This window comes from Gordonia amicalis, assembly GCF_022059885.1.
GTDB lineage: Bacteria > Actinomycetota > Actinomycetes > Mycobacteriales > Mycobacteriaceae > Gordonia > Gordonia amicalis.
The window spans coordinates 1,848,862-1,871,320 of sequence record NZ_CP091855.1 but is presented as its reverse complement, the minus strand read 5'-3'; the positions used below and the strand labels follow the sequence as shown (position 1 = coordinate 1,871,320).

At 69.2% G+C, this 22,459-nt stretch carries 17 protein-coding genes and 3 pseudogenes; 11 read left to right on the top strand and 9 right to left on the bottom strand.

The window, feature by feature from the left end; all coding sequences use genetic code 11:
- Positions 1 to 192 precede the first annotated feature (192 nt).
- The 3 genes and pseudogenes from IHQ52_RS08600 to IHQ52_RS08590 form a co-directional block, all read left to right on the top strand.
- A pseudogene (locus tag IHQ52_RS08600) lies at positions 193 to 879 on the top strand (DUF4389 domain-containing protein); the annotation flags it as partial.
- The gene (locus IHQ52_RS08595; RefSeq protein ID WP_191834773.1) at positions 857 to 1,420 is read left to right on the top strand and encodes an Rv1733c family protein; all 564 of its coding nucleotides are present in this window, start codon (positions 857 to 859) and stop codon (positions 1,418 to 1,420) included. The pseudogene IHQ52_RS08600 and the gene IHQ52_RS08595, both read left to right, overlap by 23 nt.
- A 12-nt stretch (positions 1,421 to 1,432) precedes the next feature.
- Positions 1,433 to 4,180: a cation-translocating P-type ATPase gene (locus IHQ52_RS08590; RefSeq protein WP_191834772.1), complete on the top strand. Its 2,748-nt coding sequence runs from the start codon at positions 1,433 to 1,435 to the stop codon at positions 4,178 to 4,180.
- Here IHQ52_RS08590 and IHQ52_RS08585 read toward each other — a convergent pair.
- The gene (locus IHQ52_RS08585) at positions 4,174 to 4,554 is read right to left on the bottom strand and encodes a hypothetical protein (RefSeq protein WP_006435347.1); all 381 of its coding nucleotides are present in this window, start codon (positions 4,552 to 4,554) and stop codon (positions 4,174 to 4,176) included. The genes IHQ52_RS08590 and IHQ52_RS08585 overlap by 7 nt on opposite strands.
- A 248-nt stretch (positions 4,555 to 4,802) precedes the next feature.
- On the opposite strand from IHQ52_RS08585, the gene IHQ52_RS08580 reads away from it, so the two are divergent.
- Positions 4,803 to 5,744, top strand: coding sequence for a 1-phosphofructokinase family hexose kinase (locus tag IHQ52_RS08580; protein WP_040004579.1), 942 nt, complete (start codon positions 4,803 to 4,805; stop codon positions 5,742 to 5,744).
- Between the two features lie 134 nt (positions 5,745 to 5,878).
- Positions 5,879 to 6,898 (top strand): IS481 family transposase, encoded by a 1,020-nt coding sequence (locus IHQ52_RS08575; protein ID WP_238064164.1) that lies wholly within the window; start codon positions 5,879 to 5,881, stop codon positions 6,896 to 6,898.
- Here the strand turns inward: IHQ52_RS08575 and ppsA are convergent.
- On the bottom strand, positions 6,895 to 9,216 hold the full coding sequence (gene ppsA / locus IHQ52_RS08570; RefSeq protein ID WP_096273261.1) for a phosphoenolpyruvate synthase: 2,322 nt from the start codon (positions 9,214 to 9,216) through the stop codon (positions 6,895 to 6,897). The two genes, IHQ52_RS08575 and ppsA, sit on opposite strands and share 4 nt — an antisense overlap.
- 244 nt (positions 9,217 to 9,460) lie before the next feature.
- On the opposite strand from ppsA, the gene IHQ52_RS08565 reads away from it, so the two are divergent.
- A complete protein-coding gene (locus IHQ52_RS08565) occupies positions 9,461 to 10,021 on the top strand; it encodes a hypothetical protein (RefSeq protein WP_238064163.1) in 561 nt (186 codons plus the stop codon).
- Positions 10,022 to 10,030: 9 nt separating this feature from the next.
- Here IHQ52_RS08565 and IHQ52_RS08560 read toward each other — a convergent pair whose 3' ends face one another.
- A complete protein-coding gene (locus IHQ52_RS08560) occupies positions 10,031 to 10,546 on the bottom strand; it encodes a flavodoxin domain-containing protein (protein ID WP_096273257.1) in 516 nt (171 codons plus the stop codon).
- Positions 10,547 to 10,729: 183 nt separating this feature from the next.
- Here IHQ52_RS08560 and IHQ52_RS08555 point away from each other — a divergent pair, with 183 nt between their 5' ends.
- A complete protein-coding gene (locus IHQ52_RS08555; RefSeq protein WP_159405510.1) occupies positions 10,730 to 11,149 on the top strand; it encodes an Hsp20/alpha crystallin family protein in 420 nt (139 codons plus the stop codon).
- Positions 11,150 to 11,154: 5 nt separating this feature from the next.
- Positions 11,155 to 13,515: a heavy metal translocating P-type ATPase gene (locus IHQ52_RS08550; protein ID WP_236577680.1), complete on the top strand. Its 2,361-nt coding sequence runs from the start codon at positions 11,155 to 11,157 to the stop codon at positions 13,513 to 13,515.
- Between the two features lie 7 nt (positions 13,516 to 13,522).
- Here the strand turns inward: IHQ52_RS08550 and IHQ52_RS08545 are convergent, their stop codons facing one another.
- The 5 genes and pseudogenes from IHQ52_RS08545 to IHQ52_RS08520 all read right to left on the bottom strand — a co-directional run bounded on the left by IHQ52_RS08545 (position 13,523) and on the right by IHQ52_RS08520 (position 20,064).
- On the bottom strand, positions 13,523 to 14,413 hold the full coding sequence (locus IHQ52_RS08545) for a universal stress protein (protein WP_159405511.1): 891 nt from the start codon (positions 14,411 to 14,413) through the stop codon (positions 13,523 to 13,525).
- A 2-nt stretch (positions 14,414 to 14,415) separates the two neighbouring features.
- Positions 14,416 to 14,925 carry a hypothetical protein gene (locus IHQ52_RS08540; RefSeq protein WP_238064162.1) on the bottom strand — a complete coding sequence of 170 codons (510 nt, stop codon included), beginning with the start codon at positions 14,923 to 14,925 and terminating at the stop codon, positions 14,416 to 14,418.
- A 39-nt stretch (positions 14,926 to 14,964) separates the two neighbouring features.
- Positions 14,965 to 16,761, bottom strand: a complete 1,797-nt coding sequence (locus IHQ52_RS08535; RefSeq protein ID WP_238064161.1) for an Hsp70 family protein — start codon at positions 16,759 to 16,761, stop codon at positions 14,965 to 14,967.
- Positions 16,762 to 16,816: 55 nt separating this feature from the next.
- Positions 16,817 to 18,650, bottom strand: a pseudogene (locus IHQ52_RS08525) (dynamin family protein).
- A 31-nt stretch (positions 18,651 to 18,681) separates the two neighbouring features.
- Positions 18,682 to 20,064, bottom strand: a complete 1,383-nt coding sequence (locus IHQ52_RS08520) for a GTPase (RefSeq protein WP_238064158.1) — start codon at positions 20,062 to 20,064, stop codon at positions 18,682 to 18,684.
- Between the two features lie 211 nt (positions 20,065 to 20,275).
- Here IHQ52_RS08520 and IHQ52_RS08515 point away from each other — a divergent pair, with 211 nt between their 5' ends.
- Both IHQ52_RS08515 and IHQ52_RS08510 read left to right on the top strand, forming a co-directional pair.
- A complete protein-coding gene (locus IHQ52_RS08515) occupies positions 20,276 to 20,659 on the top strand; it encodes a hypothetical protein (protein ID WP_238064157.1) in 384 nt (127 codons plus the stop codon).
- Between the two features lie 73 nt (positions 20,660 to 20,732).
- Positions 20,733 to 21,273: pseudogene (locus IHQ52_RS08510) on the top strand (RNA polymerase sigma factor).
- Between the two features lie 17 nt (positions 21,274 to 21,290).
- Here IHQ52_RS08510 and IHQ52_RS08505 read toward each other — a convergent pair.
- On the bottom strand, positions 21,291 to 21,587 hold the full coding sequence (locus tag IHQ52_RS08505; RefSeq protein WP_024499817.1) for a hypothetical protein: 297 nt from the start codon (positions 21,585 to 21,587) through the stop codon (positions 21,291 to 21,293).
- A gap of 470 nt (positions 21,588 to 22,057) precedes the next feature.
- Between IHQ52_RS08505 and IHQ52_RS08500 the strand changes: the two genes are divergently transcribed.
- Entirely contained in the window at positions 22,058 to 22,384 is a 327-nt protein-coding gene (locus IHQ52_RS08500; protein WP_024499816.1) for a hypothetical protein, read from the top strand.
- The last annotated feature ends 75 nt before the right edge of the window (positions 22,385 to 22,459 follow it).

The window sequence follows — 22,459 nt, the reverse complement described above, 5'->3', positions numbered from 1 at the left end:
GAATGACTGAAAACTGCGGAATTCGGTCATTTCGGATACCGATGCGCAGCGCAATGGGCCTTTTTACCCAGACTCGGTCGGCACATCGGCCCCCCGACACTTCACCGAAGACCCTTCCTTTCCCGCGCCCGGCGGGTTTCACTCGATTCAGAGGCTTCGACGGGAGGACTCGAGACGATGCACGCAGTGACGTTGACCGGACATCTCGACGAACCGCTGTCGCGGTGGCTGTGGCTGATCAAATGGTTGCTGGCGATACCGCACTTCCTGATACTGATCGCGCTGGACATCGCGTTCTTCTTCTGCACCGTCGTGGCCGGCTTCGCGATCCTGTTCACCGGTCGCTATCCGCGTGGCCTGTTCGACTTCAACGTCGGGGTCATCCGGTGGAACTGGCGCGTCGCCTTCTACACGCACTCCGCGTTCGCCACCGACCGGTATCCGCCGTTCGCGCTGCGTCGAACCGACTATCCCGCCGACTTCGATGTCGTGTACCCCGAGCGGTTGTCCCGTGGCCTCGTGCTGGTGAAGTGGTGGCTGCTGGCAATCCCCCACTACCTCATCCTCGCGGTACTCGCCGGCGGGTGGCTGGGCGGCCCGCTGGCCGTCGGATATGTGGCCCAGGGCGACGACGGCCGGGTGACCATCGCGCCGGTGCTGGCGCTCGTGGCGTTCTTCGCCGCAGTCGCGCTGCTCTTCACCGGCGCGTACCCGCGCGGACTGTTCGACTTCGCGATGGGCATCAACCGGTGGCAGTACCGGGTGTGGGCGTATGCGGCGCTGATGCGAGACGAGTACCCACCCTTCCGGCTCGATCAGGGCGGGGACGAACCGACCGACTCGACAGGAGCCCGCGATGTTGCGGTTCCTCTCCCGTGAGTTGCACAGCTGGCGGCTGATGCACGCCTCGTCCAACCGGCTCGTCCGTCCGACGGACCGGGTGGAAACACTTGTGCTGCTGGCGCTCTGGGTGTCGGCCCTGGCGGGCCTACTCGTCGCACTGACCATTGGCGGCAACACGTATGCCACCCACAAGGCCGCCGTCGAGGTCCAGGGACCGCGACATTCGGTGAGTGCCACCGTCGTCACGATGCCCAAGCCGGACGACGATTCGACCATCGTCGCCTGGCGGCGGCCCGACGGCTCGCGCGCCACCGCCGCGGTGGACACCGAACGGCACGACCGCGTCGGCCGGGTCCGCATCATCTGGCTCGACGACGAGGACAAGCCAGCGGACCCGCCGCGCACCACCACCACCGACGCCGTCGTGGAGGGCATCATGGCCGGACTCGGTGTCGTCATGCTGACCACCCTGGGCTGGTGGGGGCTGGTCCTTCTGGTCCGGGCGGCCGCCGACCGGCATCGCATGCGACGGTGGGAGGCCGAGTGGCTGGAGTTCGACATCGACAGCCACCGCTGAGGGCCGGCCACGATGACCGTGCCCGACGAGATGGAAGTCGATCCCCAGGAAGACATCCAGCAGCTGCTGCGCGACCTCGGATCGTCCCCGAACGGGTTGTCCCTGCGGGAGGTCGAGCGGCGACGCCTGATCCACGGACCCAACACACTCACCAGAACCCGCGGGAGCCGCTGGTTCGGTCAGTTGCTCCGCCAGCTGACCCACCCCCTCGCGCTGTTGCTGTGGGTGGCCGCGCTGCTGGCGTGGATCAGCGGCTCGCAGCCGCTGTCCGTGGCGATCGTCGTGGTGATCGTGATCAACGCGGCCTTCGCCTTCGTCCAGGAACGCCATGCCGAACGGGCGGTGGAGGCGCTGGCCGACATCATCCCGGTGACGGCCCGCGTGATCCGGGAGGGGCCGGAGGAGGAGATCCCGGCCTCCGAACTGGTGCCCGGTGACGTCATCCACCTCGCCGAAGGCGACCGGGTATCGGCCGATGCGCGACTCATCGGCGGTTCCGTCGAGGTCGATCTGTCCACGCTGACCGGTGAGTCGGTTCCCGTGCACCTGCAGACGCAGGCCGCCGCCGGCACCGGGCCGATCGTCGAGGCGACCGACATCGTGTTCAGCGGAACGAATGTCGTGGGCGGGGACGGCCGCGCGGTGGTGTTCGCCACCGGGATGCACACCGAACTCGGGCACATCGCCTCGCTGTCGCAGCGGATCGGTCACGACGAGAGTCCGCTGGAGCGGCAGGTGAAACGGGTGGCGTGGCTGATCGCCGCCGTGGCCGTCGCGATGGGACTCGCCTTCATCCCGCTCGGCACGGCGCTGGCCGGCCTCTCGCTGCGCGATTCGGTCAACTTCGCGATCGGGTTGCTGGTGGCCAACGTCCCCGAGGGACTGCTGCCCACCATCACCCTCGCCCTGGCGCTGGGCGTTCGCATCCTCGCGCGCAACGGTTCGCTGGTCAAACGGATCTCGGCGGTGGAGACACTCGGGTCGACGACGGTGATCTGCACCGACAAGACGGGCACCCTGACACAGAATCGGATGACGGTCACGCAGATCTGGACACCGGCCGGCGTCGTCGGACTCCCCCTCGACGGAACCCCGTCGGCCTCGCTCCGACATGTGGCACAGGTGATGACCGATTGCTGTTCGGCGACCATCGATGTCGACGAGTCCGGGACGATCACCGAGTTCGGCGACCCCACCGAGCTGGCGCTGCTCCGGGCGGCGTCCGGTCTCGGGGTCACCCCGCCCCGTGCCGGCGATTCCACGGCCTCCCGCACCACGGGCGGGCCGGCCGCAGTGCGCCGGACGTTCGCCTTCGATCCGGCACTGCGGCGGATGTCCACGGTCGTGCCGACCGCCGACGGCGGACGGGTCAACGTCAAGGGCGCACCGGAGGAGGTCCTCGAGCTGTGCACACACCTCGCCGATCGAGCGCTGACCGCCACGGACCGTGCGGAACTCCACGCGCTCATCGCCCGCTGGGCCGGTCAGGGTCTGCGGCTGCTCGCCGTGGCGTCGAAGTCCGTCGGCCCGGCACAGGTGGGCACCATCGACCGTGCCGGCGCCGAACGTGATCTGACGCTCGACGGCATCGTGGCGATGATGGACCCTCCCCGCACGGGTGTCCGTGAGGCCATCGACGTCTGCCATCGCGCGGGCATCCGCATCATGGTCGTGACCGGCGACCATGCCCTCACCGCACGGGGGATCGCCGAGGGTGTGGGCATCGGCTCCCATCACGGACTCGAGGTGATCAGCGGACCCGATCTGGATGCGATGCCCGAGACCGAACTCGACCGGCTCCTGGAGCGCCGCACCGAACTGGTCTTCGCCCGCACCTCCCCCGAGGCCAAACTGCGGATCACCGACGCGCTGCGCGATCTGGGCGAGGTGGTGGCGATGACCGGGGACGGGGTCAACGACGCACCCGCGCTGCGCAGGTCGGACATCGGTGTCGCGATGGGACGCAACGGCACCGACGTGGCCCGGGAGGCGGCGACGATGGTGCTGACCGACGACAACTTCGCCACCATCGTCACCGCGGTGGCCGCGGGTCGTCGTGTCTACGACAACGTCCGCAAGTTCATCGTGTACATCTTCGCGCACGCCACCCCGGAGGTCGTGCCGTTCCTGATGTACGCCCTGTCCGGCGGCAACATCCCACTTCCGTTGACGGTCATGCAGATCCTCGCCATCGACCTGGGCACGGAGACACTTCCCGCCCTGGCCCTGGGTCGCGAGAAGGCCGAACCCGGTCTGATGAACCGGGCACCGCGCCGCCGGACCCAGAACGTCGTGGACCGGGAACTCCTGTTTCGGTCGTGGGGACTCCTCGGCGGGGTGTCGACGATCCTGGTGGTGGCCCTGTTCCTCGGCACGTTGTGGCGGGGTGGCTGGCACTTCGGCGACCCGGTGGACAGCGGCCCCCTCCACTCGACGTGGGAACTGGCCACGACCATGACCTTCCTCGGCATCGTCGCCTGCCAGTTCGGCACCGCGATGGCCTCACGGTGCCAACGCGCACCGCTGAGTTCGATCGGCGTGTTCAGCAATCGGCTGTTGTTGTGGGGCTTCGCCTTCGAGCTCACCTTCGTCGTGGTGGTGGTCACGGTGCCGGCGTGTCAGGACCTCTTCGGCACGACGACACCGCCGGCGGATCTCCTGGTGTGGCTGCTACCCATGCCCGTCGTGGTCTGGGGTGCCGACGAACTGTACCGGTGGGCGCGGCGCCGAGGGCAGGCGGATGCCCGCTCCGCTCACTGATCGTCCACGTCCTCGAGGTCGGCTCCGGACAACCAGGCCTGCGAATCGTCGATGCCGACGTGCGGAGGCAACGGCGGCAGGCGGGTTCCGAACACCTCGTGGGTGAGTTTGCTCAGTGCGCGACATTCCTCGGCCCAGGACATCCGTCCGGCAGGTGTCGTCTCGTAGGTGCGGCGCTTCTGGTATCCGATCATCTCGTCCTGGGCGGCGAGGAGGCCGCGTCCGATGAGTTCGTCGAGAACCAGACGTAGGTCGCTCGGCTGCACCCGGTAGCCGCGGCGCACCAGCTCCTCGAGGACTCGGTCCTGCGTGCCCGGCTGCAACGCGATACCCAGGATGTGCACCCGTATCGCGGCGCGTTCGATCGCTTTCATCGCCGCTCCTCCCTTCGTCGGGGATCCTTCCACAATGCACCGGATCGGGTGTGCCCGAAAGGGTCGCAGTGCCCCGATTCGACGGGTGTGAGCGCAGGTCAGCCCGCCCGCGTCGAGGAGCCCCGATCTCCTCCCCGGTGCCGGACACCACGGCATGAGTCGAAATGCCCTTACGGGACGGCCCGGACCGGAGGAGATTTGGATCGGAGGCCATCTGGCGACCGCATACCCCTCCGGAGGTGATTCACGTGCCGCACATACTGACCGTCACGATGAATCCCACGCTGGACATCCACTCGACCGTCCCGCGCTTGCTGCCGAGCTCCAAGATGCGTTGTGGCCATCCGCGTTACGACCCCGGTGGGGGTGGTATCAACGTCGCTCGCGCGGCGACGCGGCTCGGCGTCACCGCCACCGCGGTCTTCACGAGCGGCGGGTACACGGGGCAGCGGGTGGAGTCGCTGCTCGCCGCCGACCCCCTCGAGGCATGCCCGGTACCGGTGGCCGAACCCACCCGTGAGTCACTGGTGATCGTCGACGAGCACAGCGGCGAGTGCTACCGGTTCGTGCTGCCCGGTCCCCACCTGGAGGCCGACGAGGAGCTGCGGTGCCTGAAGGTCATCTACGAGAATGCCTCGGCGGCCTCGATGCTGGTGGTCAGCGGCAGCCTCCCGCCGGGGTGTTCACCGGGTTTCTTCGGCGCGGTGTCGCGAATCGCCGCTCATCACGGGTGCCTCCTCGTCGTCGACACCAACGGCGCCGCGCTGCCCTGGGTGACCGGCGCCTTTCTCGTCAAACCCAGTGTGCGGGAACTGCGCGACCTGACCGGCGCCCCACTACCCGATCGTGCCGCGCAGGTCGCGGCCGCCCGGGACCTGATCCGTCACCACATCAGTGAGGTCGTCGTGGTGTCGCTGGGCGCGCAGGGCGCGCTGGTGGTGACCGCCGACGAGGATCACGATGTCGCCGGGGTGCCGGTGCCGGCAGGCGTGGGGACCGGGGTGGGTTCGGGCGACAGCATGGTCGCCGCCATCGCGGTCGCCCTCACGCGGGGATGGCCGATCGTCGACGCCGTCCGCTACGGCACCGCGGCCGGTGCCGCGGCGATGCTCACCCCGGGTACCGAGCCGTGCCGGGCACAGGATGTCGATCGGCTGTACGGGCAGACATCCCCGGTGTCGTCGGCGTGACCACCGGGGCGGGCGACTAGGTGTACTGACCCGGGACGTTAGGTACGGGGTTCGGCGAGTCGGCGTGACATAGGGAAGACCTCCGAGTGAGGTGTGGAGCTGTCTAAGAACCGCTCCTCAACCCGGAGGTCTTCATGTCTCACCGTAATTCACCGTTGTCCCCGACTGGCCGGCTGCGTCTGGCTCGGTGTGTTGTCGAGGATGGGTGGCCGCTGCGGCGTGCCGCGGACCGTTTCAATGTCTCGGTGACCACGGCCAAACGGTGGGCCGACCGCTACCGCGACCACGGGCCCGCAGGGATGGTTGACCGCTCAAGCCGGCCCCGCTCATGCCCGCATCGCACCACCCGTCGCCGGGAACGACGGGTGGTGGGGTTACGCGTGTCGCGCCGTTGGGGACCAGCTCGGATCGGGTTCCACCTGGGGTTGAACGTGTCCACAGTCCACCGCATCCTCACCCGGTACCAGTGTGTGCGGTTGTCGTGGACCGACCCGGCCACCGGAGCACCGGTGCGTGCACGACGACGTGAGGTTCGCCGGTATGAACGCGAAGCTGCCGGGGACTTGATCCACGTCGACATCAAGAAGCTGGGCAGGATCCCCGACGGTGGTGGGCACCGCGTGCACGGCCGCGCCCGAGGCGGCCGCAATTCCAGTGCCCATCGCGATCCGTCCCGGCCCCGCACCGTGCATGGCCGCCCCAACCTGGGATACGCCTACCTGCACCACGCCGTCGATGATCACTCCCGATACGCCTATTCGGAGATCCTCGCTGATGAGAAGAAGGAAACCGCGACCGCGTTCATGACGCGTGCCGTGGCCCACTTTGCCTCGATCGGCGTCACGACCACACGGGTGATGACCGACAACGGGTCCTGTTACCGGTCCAGAATGTTCCGGAAACGATTGGCCGACAACGGGATCAAACACAAATGGACACGACCGTACCGGCCGCAAACCAACGGCAAGGTGGAACGATTCAACCGCACACTGCAAGAGGAATGGGCCTACGCCCGCCCCTACAACAGCGAGACCGAACGCGTGGCCGCCTTCGACGAGTTCCTGCGCATCTACAATCACGAACGCAGCCACACCGCACTCAGAGGCGACTCACCCGCCGACCGCGTACCCAACCTGGCGGGTCAGTACAACTAGGAGTCCCCGAGCCGTTCGTGGATCACCGCGTCGACGAGCAGGCGCCGTTCGGCTCGAGCGACGTGCAGCCGTGTCGCGGCGACGGCGTCGGGGTTCACCGACACCGAGGTGATCCCCATCTTCACGAGCAGTTCCGCGAATGCCGGGTTGGTTGACGGAGCCTGCCCGCACAGCGACGAGGTGATCCCGCAGCGGCGCGCCGTCGAGATGATCTGGGCGATGGCGTCGAGGACCGCCGGGTCACTCCCGTCGAACAGTTCGGCGCACGATTCGGAGTCACGGTCGACGCCGAGCATCAGCTGGGTGAGGTCGTTGCTGCCGATCGACACCCCGTCGATGCCCGCGTCGACGTACTCCGGCAGCCAGTAGATCACCGAGGGGACCTCGGCCATCACCCAGCGATGCAGCCCGCGGTGATCACCGAGAGGGCTCTCGTCGATCAGCTCCAAGCAGCGTTCGAGTTCCCAGCGGGTCCGCACGAAAGGCAGCATCAGATGCAGGTTCGGGTGGCTCTCGCGTGCCCGTGCGAGCGCCTCGAGCTCGAGCCGGAAGACCTCCGGCTCACGGACGTATCGGTAACAGCCGCGGAAGCCGATCATCGGATTGCGTTCCTCCGGCTCGAACTCCGCACCACCGTCGAGGCCACGGAACTCGTTGCTGCGCAGATCGGTCGTCCGGTACACCACCGGCCGGGAACCGAACGGTCCGGCGATGGAGGACAACGTGTCCGCCATCGCCGAGACGAAGGCGTCCGACTCGCCGGCGGCGATGACCGCCCGCGGATGACGGCCCGACAGCGCCTCGGTCAGCATGAACTCGGCACGCAGCAGGCCCACGCCGTCGACGTCGGTCGCCCCCACCTCCGCGGCATGCGTGGCGGAGGCCAGGTTCACGTAGATCTTGGTCGCGGTGATCACATCCGAACGCGGTTGCGGCGCCGAGGCTTCCGTCGTCCGCGCGACAGTGGGCCGCGCCGTCCGGCCGGCGGTGACCTCACCGGAGCCGCCGTCGACGGTCACCGTCGCACCCTGCTGCAGATCGGTTGTCCCGGTGCGTGTTCCCACGATGCACGGCACGCCGACCTCACGGGCGACGATGGCGGCGTGACAGGTGATGCCACCCCGATCGGTCACCACCGCCGACGCGCGCCGGATGGTCGGCAACCAGTCGGGGTCGGTCATCGGGGCCACCAGCACCTCGCCGTCCACGAGCTGGTGCCCGTCGCGCGGTGAGTGCAGGATGCGGACCTGTCCGGTGGCGATTCCGGGGGCGGCCGCGAGGCCGTGCACCAGCACCTTCGCGCGGGGTGGCGCCACCGACCCCTGCGTATCGGCGCGGCCCGTCGTGGTCTGCTCATCGGACAGTGTGGTGATGGGCCGGGACTGGACGATCCAGATGTGGCCCTCGGGATCGACGGCCCATTCCATGTCCTGCGGGCGGCCGTAGTGTTGTTCGGCCTGCAACGCCATCCGCGCGATGGCCTGCACGGTCGCCGGTTCGATGACCGGCTCGGACCGGCCGGCCGGCACCGGTTCACGGCGATCATGGCCGTCGTCACCGCGCACGATCCGGAACTCCTGGTTGCCCAGACTGGTCTGCAGTATCGAACAGTCCGTTCTCGACACCAGGAAGGTGTCGGGGGTGACCGCGCCGGACACCACGGCCTCGCCGAGTCCTTCGACGGCCTCGACGACCAGATGATCGAGGTTCCCGGTGACCGGGTCGGCGGTGAAGACGATGCCCGCGGTCGCCGACGCCACCATCTTCTGCACGACGACAGCCATCAGGGGCTCGGAGGTCAGGCCCTTCTCCGCGCGATAGGTGATCACGCGGGGTGAGAACAGCGATGCCCAGCACCGCACGATCGCGACCAGCAGATCGTCCGGACCGCCGATGTTGGTGAACGTGGCGTTCATCCCCGCGAAGGAGGCGTCCTTGCCGTCCTCGCCGATCGCCGACGACCGCACCGCCACGTTGACGTCGGAGCCGCCGTCGGCCAGCCGCCGGTATGCGGCGAGCGCCTCGGCAGAGATCTGCGGCGCGATACCGGCCTTGGTCACCATCTCCGCCATCCGGTTGCTCAGGTCGTCCATGCGTGCGTCGTCGCCGACGGCCGACAGCGCCTCCCGATGGGTGGCGAGCAACTCGGCGCGAACCCCGCCGTGTTCCATCGAGACCGCGAACGATTCCGCGGTCAGCGCGAATCCGTCCGGCACCGGGAGTCCCGCGGTGACGAGTTCGCCCAGGTTCGCGCCTTTGCCCCCCACCAGTGACAACTGATCGAATCCGAGCTCCGAGAAGGTCAGCACGTGCGTCATATACCCACGATGGTCTTTCCTCGGGCCTTCCCCTAGTGACCAACGGCGACGGCGGAAGTGACCAAAGTCCATGTCTTCGCTTCGACGAGGTCGACACCAGGTGTGTTCCGACGTTCGTCTCCCGGCCGGAGGCCATTCGGCACTTGAGCCGCGGCGGGTCGGCGGGGTCGAATGACGGTGACGGAACCGTCCGACGGAAGCCGGGGAATCATGGTGACCCTCCGACACTCGACTCGCACCTGAGATGGCCACTCCGCATCCCGTACCGTGGCCGCGGGCGCTGATCGCCTTCGGGCGATGCTCCGCCGAGGTCGTGCGGTCCCTGATCGGGCGGCGACTCCACCAGCCGCTGCCGAACCTCGGGCGCGTCGTCGCCTTCGCCGACGGGACCACCGCCACGGTCTACCGCGAGACGCGTCGCGACAACCATCCGGTCACCGAGCCGGTCTGCCTCGTCGTCTCCTTCCGGTTGCGGTGGGTCGACGGCAACCGGCTGGCGCACCGCGTCTTCCGGGTGGAGAGCGTGTGCAACACCGTTCTGTTCGCGGGCTTCGACGGATTCGTGTCGAAGCTGTGGATGACCGCCGACGGCGACAATCGTTACCGCGGCATCTACGACTGGGACGGGTACGACAGCGCCGTCGACTACGTCTGCGCCCTGTGGTGGCCGCTGATGGTGGTCGCCGAACAGGATTCGATCCACTACCACGTGGTCGGCGACCGGACGCGGGATTCGCTCCTCGCCGGTGGCGGCCCCGTCCCGGATCAGCGTGAGTGGTGGCGACCGGTGAGGCGGGGCGGATGAGGCGTCGGCTCAGCCGGCGTCGAGAATCTCCCGGGCCCACCGATCCACGTCGTCCCAGTCACGGGCGTCACCGTATTTCCCACCCATGAGCCGGAACAGGATCCGGCCGAATCCCGGCCAGTCACCCCGCGCTATGGCACCGGCGAACGCACGATGGGATCGCAGGGCCCCGCTCGCCTCGATCGCGGCGACCGCGCGCGGCAGCGGAGTGCGTGGACGCAGGAAGCGTGCGACCCGCGGTGACAGGAAGGTCGAGGTCGCGCCGACCGAGGAGACCGAGAACGCCCACACCGGGCTTCCGGAGTCCTTCGCCACCGACTCGGCGACCTGCTCGGCTTCCGGCAGCCACTGCCCGTTGTGAATGGCGCTGCCGATCACGAGCCGGTCGGCCCGGTCCGGGCTCCGGTCGCCCTGCAGCGGCCAGAGTTCCACCGAGTCCCCGCCGTTCCGCAACCCGTCGGCGATCCGTTGTGCGATTCCCTCGGTGGCTCCATGAGCGCTCCCGTACGCGACCACGGTGTGCATGTCGAAACCCCGATCTCTCAGCTGGACGACGCCGTCATGGTATCCCCGTTCACCCGCGCTCCGGGCTCACAACGGCCCGCTCGGTCAAGAGGTCGGGTAGATGTCCTTCGACCCTCCTGCCGGGGGTGCGCCCGAGCGTTCAATGGTGGTGTCCCCATTCACTCGCGACGACGGAGGACCATCATGGCCACACCAACACACCACACGACCCGCTCCCTCCTGCCCGACATCGCCGACCTCTTCTCGACCATCCCCGCCGTCGGGATGCTCCGCCCCAGCGGTCACCTGATCCGGGTGGAGGAGGAGCTCGCCGACGACAAGTACGTCGTGCGCGCCGAACTCCCCGGCGTCGATCCCGCCAAGGACATCAACGTGACCATCCTCAACGGGATCATGACGATCACCGCGCAGCGCACCGAACGCAGCAGCCACGACGGCCGCTCCGAGTTCTCCTACGGTGAGTTCACCCGGTCGATGTCCCTGCCGAAGGGCTTCGTCGAGGACGACGTGAAGGCCGGCTACCGCGACGGGATACTCACCGTCACGGTGCCGCTGACCGCACCGAGCAACCCCGGAAAGCAGATCAAGATCGAAAGCTCCTGAAACACTTGAGCACTCGCGTGCGCCTGCTGGCCAAACCGTCGGCCGAGGCGCTCCTGCTGGCGGCGACCGTCACCGCGTTCGTCGCCGGCGGGGCGTTCTGGGTGGCGGGGTCGGACCGGCCCGCTGACGGGCTGTGGATCGCCGGCACCGTCATCGCGCTCATCCCGTCGCTGTGGTGGGTCGTCGCCGGCCTCCGGCGCCAGAACTTCGGGGTCGACATCATCGCGTCCCTCGCCCTCGCCGGGACGCTGATCGTCGGCGAGTACGCGGCCGGAGCGCTGATCGGCGTGATGCTCGCGACCGGCCGGCTGCTCGACGCGTCCGCCTCCCGCCGCGCACGCAAGGATCTCAGCGCCCTCATCGACCGGTCCCCGTCCCTCGCCCGCCGCCGCGACGGTGCCCAGGTCACGGTCATCGCCGTCGACGACGTGCGGCCCGGTGACGTCCTGTCGGTGGGCAACGGCGAGATCGTTCCCGCCGACGGGTGGCTGCACGACGACGCGGTGCTCGACGAGTCCGTCCTCACCGGCGAACCTCTCCCGCGGACCCGTGCACGAGGAGACGGCGTCCGCTCCGGCGCGGTCAACGCCGGCGGCACCTTCGAGCTGACCGCACGTTCGGTCGCCGCGGAGAGCACCTTCGCGGGGATCGTGCGAATGGCCGGCGACGCCGCGGCCGACCGCGCGCCGGTCGTCCGGATCGCCGACCGTCTCGCCGTCTGGTTCGTTCCGCTCGCGCTGGGCGTCGCGGGCATCAGCTGGCTGGTCAGCGGTTCGATGACCCGGGCGGTGGCCGTCCTCGTCGTGGCCACGCCGTGTCCCCTGCTGCTGGCCGCGCCGATCGCGATCGTGGCCGGCCTGTCGCGGGCCTCCCGGATGGGCGTCATCATCCGCGACGGCGGAGCACTGGAGAGCCTCGGGCGCGCCCACACGCTGATGGTCGACAAGACCGGCACCCTCACCACGGGCCGGCCGGAGCAGGTCGCGGTGACCGCGGCCCCCGGCGACGACCCCGTCGAACTCCTCCGGCTGGCCGCGTCGCTGGAACAGCTGTCGCCGCACGTCTTCGCGACCGCCATCGTCGGCGAGGCGAACCGTCGCGGTCTCGAACTGACCGTCCCGACCGCTGTGCAGGAAAGTGCGGGACGGGGCGTCTCCGGCCTGGTCGACGGCCGCGCCGTCGAGGTGGGCGCGCGGAGCACCCCGGACGGCGACTGGGCGCGGGCCGTCGCGCGCGGCAGCGAACTCGACGGTGCCGCCGTCGCCTGGATCGAGGTCGACGGCCGGCCGGCCGGTGCCATCGCGATGAGCGACCCCATCCGCCCGGACGCGCCGCGGACACTACGCCGCCTCCGCAGCGCCGGGATCGAGCGGATCGTGCTGCTCACCGGCGACCATCCGGCCACCGCCGTGGAGATCGGCACCCTGCTCGGCATCGACGAGGTGTTCCCCGACCAGAGTCCCGCCGACAAGGTCGCCCACGTCCGGGAGGAACGGGCGGCGGCGTCCACGGTGATGGTCGGCGACGGGGTCAACGACGCCCCGGCCCTGGCCGGCGCGACCGTGGGGGTCGCGCTGGGCGCACGCGGGTCGACCGCCAGTGCGGCGGCAGCCGACGTCATCCTCACCACCGACAGCATCGAGCCGCTCGCCACCGCGATGGAGATCGCCCGCCGTTCCCGCCGCATCGCGCTCCAGAGCGCCGGGGTCGGGATGGGCCTGTCCCTCGCCGCGATGATCGTGGCGGCGTTCGGATTTCTGCCGCCCACCGCGGGTGCCCTGCTCCAGGAGGCCATCGACGTCGCGGTCATCCTCAACGCGCTGCGCGCGCTCCGGGCACCACAGAGCGACATCAAGATCGACCAGTCGACCGATGTGCTGCTGCACCGGTTCGCCGCCGAACACGATGCGCTGCGGGAGAAACTCGCACTGCTGACGATCACCGCCCAACGGCTCGTCGACCTGTACTCCGCACACCATCCCGAGACCACCGACGAGGCGGCCGAGCTCAACGGGTTACGCGAGGTCGACGACCTGCTGACGACCACGATCCTGCCCCACGAGCACGCCGAGGAGGACTTACTCTACCCGGCACTGGCCAAACCCCTGGGCAGCAGCGAAGCCACGGTGACCATGAGTCGCATGCACGCCGAGATCGACCGCCTGGGCCGCCGGGTGCATGCTCATCGTCTGCGCGCGGATCGATATGGCCGGGTGACCGACGACCAGCGCATCGACGTCATCGCGACCCTGTACGGACTGCATGCTCTGCTGCGTCTCCACTTCTCGCAGGAGGAGCAGACCTACTTCGCGCTGGCCAGCACGTCACCGGCCGATCCCGTGACCGGCGAGACGACGAGTCCCTGATCGCGGCTCAGGGCTTGTGGTGCGTCACCATCACCGGACACGACGCGACCTGCAGGACCGCCCGGCTCGTCGATCCGAGCAGCAGCCCCCGGAAGCCACCACGACCCCGCGTCCCGACGACCACCAGTTGCGCCGACTCCGCGGCGTCGACGATCTCGTCCGCCGGTGACCCGATCTCCACGCGGCGTTCGATCTGCACGTCCGGGTAGTCCTCGGGATATCCGGCCAGCTGTTCGCCCAGCAGTTCCATGGCCTCGTCGCGAAGCTGACGGATGATCTGCTCTTCCTGGCGGCCGTAGAAGGCCGCACCGGAGAAACCGCCGAACGCATGCACCGCGAGCAACGACGTCTGCAGCAGGTCGGCCTGACGAAAGGCATGCTCGATCGCGGTGGTCGACGTCGGCGAACCGTCGACGCCGACGACGACCGGCCCCGTCGTGGGCGGTTCGCCACCGACGACCACCACCGGACATTCGGCGTGCGCGGCGGCGTCGGCGCTCACCGAGCCGAGCAACAGGCCCCTGACCCCGCCGAGCCCTCGACGCCCCACGACGAGCTGGTGCGCCTCGCTGGACGCATACCGCAGGGCGAGCATCGGTGAGCCGCCGACGATCTTGCCGTCGACGGACACGTCCGGGTCGACCTCCTTCGCCAGGGCCATCGCCGCGTCGACGGCACGAGATGCCTCGGCCTGCATGGCCTCGACCACCGCCGGCGAGGTCATCATCACCATCGGCGCATAGGCCCCCGGCACCATCCCCACCGCGGACAGCACCCGCAGGTGCCGCTTCTCGCGCCCGGCGGCACCCACCGCCCACCGGACCGCGGCCAGCGCACACTCCGAGCCGTCGACGGCGACGACGATCGGTGCGGACGGGTCGGTTCCTGCATCTGCCATCTTCATCTCCTCCGTAGAACCGTCTGGACGATGAGGACGATCATCGCCACCGCGGTGCCGGCCATACCCACGACGAGCACGACGCGGACGATCGTCGACCACGGGAAAGTGCTGTCCCCGAAGTCGAATGGGAAAACCTGCCAGAGCCGGATCAGGGCGACCAGTCCGAGCGCGTCGATGACCAGATCACCGAGGGCCTTGACCGCCGGCGGGTCGGCGACGACGTAGATCGCATTGGCGACCACCCCGGCGATCAGCCCGGCGACCACCCAGCCGAGGACCTGACGGAAATCATCGGTGAGGAAGGGAAGCACATCCCACCCGGGCACCCCGAGAATCGCAACCAGCAGAACGGAGTTCACGACGATGCTCACCGAGTAACCGACCCGCCGTCGCATGGCGTCCGGCCGGTGGTGCGACAAAGACTCCGAGGTGGTCACGGTCAGCCCTTCCTCTCCGGCACCTCTCATCGTCGCCGTGGCGCCGATACCGACACCGTAGTCGAAGGTCACCGGTGTCGGGCCGAAAGTCCTGTACCGGCGCGGGTTCCCTCAGCCGCTGACGAGGATCCAGATGAGAAATCCGACCCAGGCGATGGTGCCGAGGATGTTGACGCCGAGCGCCGTCATCAGCAGGGCATCGCGGCGCCCCTCCGCCCGGTTGATGCCGATGACGGTCAGTGCCATGCCGACGATGGTGCCGAGACAGATCGGGAACCCGAGGATGCCCACGATCAGTCCCGCCAGGCCGTAGGTGTCGACACCCGACGAGGACGCCGTAACCGGCTGTGCCCCAGCGAGTCCCATCGGACGATAGCCGGGCTGCGGGGGCGGGTACGGCGGTCGGGATGGCGCGTGGACCGGCTGGGGCGGCGCGACCGGTGGGGCCGCGGACACCCCGGCCGGCGCGCGGTGAAGCTGCGCCCACTGCTCGGGGCGGAGATCGGCCGGACCGACCGCACCGAAGACGACGCCGGGTTGGCCGACGACCCCGGGACGCAGATCGAGTCCGTGCAGTACGCCCGCCGCCGGGGCGTCGACCGTCAGCCGGCCGGACGCCGATTCGAGCGTCGCGAGCGGTTCGCCGGCCCGCACCATCTGGCCGGTGCGGGCGAGGACGCCGCTGATCACCGAGCCGGGCGGCAGTGTGGGGAAGGCGATCCGGCGTGCCGAGGCGTCCACCGCGGTCGCCGACGGCTGGTCGTTCGGGCGCGGCTCGTACGGCTGGGCCCGGTGCTGTCGGGCTCCGACCTTCCCCGTCTCGGCGCCGGGCACGACGTTGGTCGAGCGCAGCAGGCCGCCCTGGGCGACGACGACCTTCGGGTCGCCGATCCGGGCGACGCGTCCCACCGACGACAAGGCCGACTGCAGCATCGGGATGCCGCTGGTGCCGCCGGTGACGTAGACGATGACCGGTCCCTTCGGGCCGGTGCCGGCGGCGTCGGCGCGGGCGATGGCGTCCCGGGTGAGTTCGACCGCCCGCTCCACGAGCGGCGCGATCATCGACTCGAACTCGCGGCGGGTCAGCAACAGCGTGTGCCGGGTGCCGGGCAGTTCGATGACGGCCTGCGCGGTGTCGGACAGGGCTTCCTTGGCCGAGCGGACGTGGTCGGCCAGCGCGATGGCGGCGGCCGGGGCGCGGAGCCGGGCCGGGAGTTCGGGGTCGAGTTCGGCCGCTTCCTCGAGAACCCAGCGCGTCATGCGGGCGTCGAGATCGCGGCCACCGAGGTTGTTGTCGCCGCCGGACCCGGTCACCGTGAAGCCGTCGGCCCCGGCGCGGATGAGGACGGCGACATCGCAGGTGCCGGCGCCGAAGTCGAAGACGCACATGCGCTCGTCGCCGGTGACGTCGTGGCCGCGGTAGACGTAATACCAAGCGGCGGCCAGGGATTCGGAGGCGATACGCAGACGGTCAGCGGAGATGCCGGCGCGCTCGGCGGCGCGTCGGAGCACACCCTTGCGTCGTTCGCTCCACTTGTCGGGATGGGTCAGGATGATCGAGTCGAAGGCCGCGAGACCACTGTGGCGCAGCGCGGTCCGGTGTACGTGACGCAGCACGGCGCCGATGAGGTCCTCGATCGGCCAGAACCGGTCGCCGAGTTCGATCTCGCCCTCGTCGATCCTCGATTTCGGGGAGTCCTCGTAGGCGTCCGGGGCCTGCACGCGGCGCAGCGCGGCGTCGTGTCCGACCACGATCCCGCCGTCGCCGGCGAAGACCGCCGACGGCATGGCCGGGCCGCCCGGGCCCAGCGGCACGATGACCGGCTCGGCGAGCCCGACGCGGTAAGCGGCCGCAGTGTTGCTGGTACCGAAGTCGATACAGAGTCGCCTGCGGCTCTCCTGTGTCACCTGAACACCTCCCGCCATCCGCCCCGGGGCACATCGTTGCACACGAGACCGGCGTTCATCCGGTGGGCGCCCGGAGAACTCGGGCGATCGACTTGCGGACGTTGTCGACGGCCACGATCTGGTTGCGCAGATCGGCGGCCGTCTTCTCCCGCTCGGCGGCCGACTTCTTGACCTCGACCGCGGCGTCGTTGATGATCTTCGTCGACTCGGCCAGGAGTCGTTCGAGCAGTTCGTCGTAGGCGATCTGCAGGTCGGCGCTCGCCTCGGATTTGATCGACTGCAGCTGAGACCGCACGTCGGCCTTCATGTCGTTGACCGCCTTGGTCAGCCACTTGCGGTGGTTCTCCTTACCGACCTTCGACGCCCGGAACCCCACCACCACACCCGCCCACACGGGCACGGCCACCACGTTGACCACCGGGATGATGGCCAGCGGGCCGCCGGCGGCGACGATCGACAGCAGCACCGGGTCGACCATGTTCTTCCAGGGCGAGATCTTCTCCTGCTCACGCAGCTTGAGGTCGGCGACGTTGCCGGAGATCCGGTCGACGAGTTCACCGGAGATGGTGGCATCGGCGAAGAGGGTGTCGGCGATGCGCTCGATCGCGGCGACGAAGAACGCGCTCACCTCGCGTGCGGCGGCCTCGAGGTCGACGGTCATCTGCCCGATCAGTTCCTGTCCGGCGCGGTGCGGCTCGTAGAAGCGCAGCTTGTCGATCCGCGCCGACCACTGGCCGAGGAGTTTGTCGAAGCGGTCGCGCATCAGGTCGTCGGTCTGCAACGACGCGGCGGTGATGTCCTGATTCAGCCGTGCGCGCCACTCGCGTCGTCGATCCTTGAGTCGCTGCAGGCGATCCCGTTCGGCTTCGATGTCGGCGCGTTCGGCGGGGGTCGCGGTGGCGGCCTTCATCTCCAGGACGAGGCGCTTGCGGACGTCGTCGAGTCCGGCGAGTCAGTTGCAGCGCATTGCGTTCCGGCGACGCGGCGCCCTCGGCCACCAGCGGTGTGAGGGCGTCGACGAGCTCGCCGATGCCCGACGCCGCGAGGGCGCGTGCGCGGCGGTCGGGGTCGGTGATGGCGGCCGCCTGTTCGGCGATGCGGTTGGAGATACCGATGATCGGGATGTGCGCGAAGCGAGGTGCGTTGGCGCCGATGAGTTTTCGGTTCTCGGCGACGATGGTGCGCCACTGCCGCATCACCACGTCGATCTTGGTGACCACCAGGACCACCGACGCGACCTCCTCGCTGACGCTGCCGAGGAAGGCGAGTTCGGGGGCCGACAGCGGTGCGGTGGCGTCGCACACCATCACGAGCACCGACGCGCCGCGGGCCGCGCTGACCGCCGCTTCGACGTGTTCGGGGACCAGCGACCCGACGCCCGGGGTGTCGACGATGGTGACGCCCGGCAGCAGCGCGGAGTCGACGGCCACGCGGGCCGAGACCGGCGGCACGAGAACGGAATCGACCGCGGCGTCGGGGGCGAGGCGTTCGGCGGGGACGCCCGCCGCGTGCCGGCCGCCGACGGTGACCCAGGAGGCGAGGTCGGCGACCGGGATGCGGTGTGCCGCACCGGGAAACTCGACGAGTGCCGAACCGGCGGGCAGATCCTCGGTCGCGGGGGTGAACCGGACGTAGACCGAGGTGGTGATCTCGGTGTCGACCGGCGCCAGTCCGCTCACGCCGACGAGGCTGTTGACCAGCGAGCTCTTGCCCCGGCTGACCTCGCCGATCACCACGACGGTCCCCTGCGGGGCGGGCCGGTCCTTCACGCGCAGAGCACGGTCGGGGATGGCATCCTCGCCGTGTTTGCGCAGCATGTCCACCGCCGTCCGCAGCACGGCGTCGGGGGTGGGAGCGGCGGGCTTGGCGGGTGTCTTCTCCAGACTCATCGGGCCACTCCTCGTCTCACTGCCGGCCGGCTCAATGGGTCCACCGTCCGCGGCGCACCAGCTGATAGGTCTGTTCGAGTACCAGCAACGCCTCTCGTTCGGCCGACGTCGCGGCGAAGGCACGGCGGGTGCGGCAGTCGGTGGCGCGTTCCCGTGCGGCGTCGGCGATCTGGGGCGGTGCGGCATTTGGCGGCAGCGACAACAGCACGCGCACATCGCGACTCGCGACGACCAGGTTCAGCTCGCCGATCAGCTCGCTGTCCGGTTGCCAGCGGGCGAGTGCCTCGAGCGCGGCGACCTCGCGCACCCGGTGCAGCTCGGGAGCGGTCTCGGCCTCCTCGATCGCCTCCAGGAAGGCGTCGCGGCGTGCGCTGCGGTACGCCGCCTCGCGCAGTTCGGCCAGCACCGTGCGGGCCTTGAGGATGTCGCCGACCGCGAGGAAGCGCCGGCCGATCGCGAGGTGGAGTTCGTCGATACCCGAGACCCGGTGCAGCCATTCGCAATACGCACGCGCACCCTGGCCGGCGACGGCGGCGCCGGCGTCCATCGCGTACGTTCCGACCAGTTCCTCCAGCCGGCCGAGCAGGTCGACGTCGAGACCCGGTGGCGGCGAGGCCGCGCCGTCGAGGATGCTGAGCAGCTCCCACGATTCGAGGGCTCCTCGGCGGGAGATCTGCGCGGTCTCACGTTCGGTCACCCCGCAGACCCCGGCCTCGGCCATGAGTCCCGACACCGCGACCACCGCACCCGCGATCGCCGGGAACCGTCGCCAGACCCGTCGGGCGATCTCCTGGGCCTTGAGCATCGGGTTGTCGGCGGCGATGAGGTCGGCGTGCGAGATCACCAGGATCGTGTTCTGCGCCGACGCCCCGGCGTCGGAGAGGAACGCCACCTCGTCGGCCTTGGGGCCCGCGGCGTCGTCGAGCAGGAACAGGATGACGTCGGGTCGCGGGAGGCGGCTCTCCCCGGAGAACACCCGGCGGGTGGCGATCTCGGCGGTGTCGGTGAACCCGGACAGACCCGGGGTGTCGATGACCCGGAACCTTTCGCGGAGCAGGCGTGACGGGGTGTGGACGACCGCGTGGTCGATGTCGTCGGGACGCCGGCCCAGATCGCCGCGCATGGTTCCGGGGATCTCGGTGACGGTGCCGTCGAGGCCGACGACCTCGACGCGCTGCGGGTTGCCCTCGGTGTAGAGAGCGGCGACCTTGGTGCACTCGGCGCGGTCGGTGGGCGCGACGCGGTCGCCGACGAGCGCGTTCAGCAGCGTCGACTTGCCGGCGCTGACGCGTCCCACGAGCGCGACCGTGAGCGGGTTCGCCAGCTGCGCACGCAGGGAACCGATCACCGTGGCGTCGGGCGCGAGCGGGGTGACCTCGTCGAGCAACTGCTCCACGCGTCCCCGCACGGTCATGCGTTGCTCCACGCGATCGGTCCTCCAGTTCACGGACATTGCCTCGTGATAGTCCACCGTGTCGTCACCGCCGGGAACATTCCCGCGTCGCCGACACTCCTAGTCACGTGACGAGAATTCTCCACCACCGTCGACGCCCTGACAGTCGACCGGATGACGGTATCCGGGCCGGCGTCGTGCGCGTCGCAGATCCGAGCAGGAGCCGACGACGATGACCGACAGCAACACCGGTTGGGACGACCCCCTCGACGGGGACGACTTCGACTCCTGGCTGCGCGAGAGCGATCCGCCGAATGAGCTGGCCGTACCGGCCGCGACCTGGGATTCGGCGGTCGAGACCGCCTTCGACCCGTCGCACGAACTGTCCGAGGACCTCACCGCCGTGCCCGGCCCGGACCCACTGTCCGAGGAATCCGACGATTCCCTCTCCGGCGACACCGAACTCGCGGGATTCGGCGACGATCTCGGTGACGGTCCCGGTGGGGACTTCGAGGACACCTTCGACACCCCGGACGTCTTCGGCGACGACGACGACGGCGGCGAGTCATTCGGGGATACGACTTTCGACGACTCATCCCTCGGTGACGACTTCTGAGGATGGAGACTTCTGGACATGCACTGCCCGAACGTCCCAGGCCATCCACAGGTCTGCGCCCCACGATGAGCGGGTGTGTACGTTGATCGACGAATCCGAGTCGGGCACAGACCTTCTCGAACGTGCGCGCGCCGGCGACCAGCAGGCCTTCACCGCGCTTGTCGAGCAGCACCGGGATCGGCTGTGGGCCATCTGTTTACGCATCACCGGCAACCAGCACGACGCCGAGGACGCCCTTCAGGACGCATTGGTCGCCGCCTGGCACGCGATCGGCGGCTTCCGGGGCGACGCACAGGTGTCGACGTGGCTGTACCGGATCGGGTCCGAATGCGGCGCTCGCGCGTATCCGTAAACGATCCGACGCCGACGACATCGACGACCACGACCCGATGAGTTCGGTGGACGTCGCGCAGCAGGTCGTCGTCTCCGCCCGTATCCAGGAGGCGTTGGCGCAGGTCCCGGACGCGTACCGCGCCACTTTCGTGCTGCGGGTCTACGGCGAGCTGAGCTACTCGGAGATCGCCGAGGCCCAGGGCATCGGTTTACAGACCGTACGCAGCCGGATCTCGCGGGCACGGTCGATCCTGGCTGAGTTGCTCGCGGATCTGCGGTAGGGGCCTTTCTTCCCGGTTCAGCACACCTTCCAGGTGGGCTTGCCGTCGATCCACAGTTGCCGGTAGGCGATGCGCCCCGCGCAGGTGCCGCGGTCGGTGGCGGTGAGGGTCACGGGCCCACCGCTTTCGGGTGACCCCGCCGGTGCGCACAGCACTCCCCGGCCATTCGCCTCGGGGCCACCCCACGTGGACCAGGTGATGTCGCTGATGGTGTTCGCGCACAGGGAATTGAGTGAAAGCGTCGCCGGCCGCGCGGTGCCATAGCCGACCGAGTACTCATTGTCGGCACGACCGAGGACGACTTCGCCGGCCACGGGGTGGGGAGCCGCCTGGAGTATGCGCGCGAATCCCGCAGGGCCCCTGGCGGGTTCGACGCCTGCCGCAACACCTGCCCCGGCAGTCCCGGTGACCGCTACAACGAGACCTGCGGCCGCGATCCCGACCTGAACACGACGTCCGAGTATCCGCATGACCTCACCGTCGCACGACCACTGCAACGACGGTTTACATTCGGCTGGACATTCCTTCGCGTGAGCGACAGATCCAAGTGCGCGATGCTAACGAATCGCGCTCTGCTGTCGGTTGTTTCAGCCACTTGAATTATGCGTGGACCGCTCGCCGCGCAATTACGATCATCGACGTGTTCACCGGCGGGCACCGGGTCATCTGATCGGATGATCGACGACAAGTCGACTCCTCCCAGGGAACAAACTCCGCCCGGTCCATCTCCAAGTAACCAGAGCACGAAAAACCACAAGCCACACCATCCCTGGAAGGAAACACCATGAGCACCGAGATCCCCGAAGACGCAGTACTCGTCGACACCGACGGCGACGGCACCATCGACGCCGCACTGGCCGACGTCGACGGCGACGGCACCACCGACGCCGTCCTCGACACCGACGGTGACGGCCACGCCGACTCCGTCGCCTACGACACCGACTCCGACGGCGAGATCGACGTCATCGAGGCCGACACCGACGGCGACGGCTACACCGACCTCGCGGTCGCCGACACCGATGGCGACGGCACCTTCGACACCGCCGTCGACGACGAGGGCAATGTCGAGGTAGGCGACTTCGGCAGCGTCGACGGCGGCGACGCGGTCTGATCTGACGAGTCCACTCGCACGCCGAATCCCGGTCGCACGCGACCGGGATTTCGCTGTGCGTCCGGGTGGCCCGAA

Excerpts from the sequence above, each read along its gene's own strand:
- IHQ52_RS08595 (WP_191834773.1), top strand. The coding sequence starts at position 857 with ATGTTGCGGTTCCTCTCCCGTGAGTTGCACAGCTGGCGGCTGATGCAC.
- IHQ52_RS08590 (WP_191834772.1), top strand. The coding sequence starts at position 1,433 with ATGACCGTGCCCGACGAGATGGAAGTCGATCCCCAGGAAGACATCCAG.
- IHQ52_RS08585 (WP_006435347.1), bottom strand. The coding sequence starts at position 4,554 with ATGAAAGCGATCGAACGCGCCGCGATACGGGTGCACATCCTGGGTATC.
- IHQ52_RS08575 (WP_238064164.1), top strand. The coding sequence starts at position 5,879 with ATGTCTCACCGTAATTCACCGTTGTCCCCGACTGGCCGGCTGCGTCTG.
- ppsA (WP_096273261.1), bottom strand. The coding sequence starts at position 9,216 with ATGACGCACGTGCTGACCTTCTCGGAGCTCGGATTCGATCAGTTGTCA.
- IHQ52_RS08565 (WP_238064163.1), top strand. The coding sequence starts at position 9,461 with ATGGCCACTCCGCATCCCGTACCGTGGCCGCGGGCGCTGATCGCCTTC.
- IHQ52_RS08560 (WP_096273257.1), bottom strand. The coding sequence starts at position 10,546 with ATGCACACCGTGGTCGCGTACGGGAGCGCTCATGGAGCCACCGAGGGA.
- IHQ52_RS08555 (WP_159405510.1), top strand. The coding sequence starts at position 10,730 with ATGGCCACACCAACACACCACACGACCCGCTCCCTCCTGCCCGACATC.
- IHQ52_RS08545 (WP_159405511.1), bottom strand. The coding sequence starts at position 14,413 with ATGGCAGATGCAGGAACCGACCCGTCCGCACCGATCGTCGTCGCCGTC.
- IHQ52_RS08520 (WP_238064158.1), bottom strand. The coding sequence starts at position 20,064 with ATGACCGTGCGGGGACGCGTGGAGCAGTTGCTCGACGAGGTCACCCCG.
- IHQ52_RS08515 (WP_238064157.1), top strand. The coding sequence starts at position 20,276 with ATGACCGACAGCAACACCGGTTGGGACGACCCCCTCGACGGGGACGAC.
- IHQ52_RS08500 (WP_024499816.1), top strand. The coding sequence starts at position 22,058 with ATGAGCACCGAGATCCCCGAAGACGCAGTACTCGTCGACACCGACGGC.